The following is a 261-nucleotide window of genomic DNA, read 5'->3' as shown; positions in this document are numbered from 1 at the left end:
AACAGCGCGTCTGATCCATCGCGTTCGCGAGCGAGCTCCCACAGCGGTCTTACTTACTGCATCACTCGACGGAGCGCCTGCCAAACGCACTCACTGTGGGAGCGAGCTTGCTCGCGAAAGGGCCGGTACAGGCTCCGAAAACAGCGCGCCTGATCAATCGCCTTCGCGAGCGAGCTCGCTCCCAGAAGGGCCTTACTGCATTCAATCGGCGGAGCGCCTGCCACACGCACTCACTGTGAGAGCGAGCTTGCTCGCGAAAGG

This window comes from Pseudomonas sp. SZ57 (assembly GCF_009495975.1).
In the GTDB taxonomy this organism is placed as follows: Bacteria; Pseudomonadota; Gammaproteobacteria; order Pseudomonadales; family Pseudomonadaceae; genus Aquipseudomonas; species Aquipseudomonas syringae.
Note: the sequence above shows the minus strand (reverse complement) of the source record.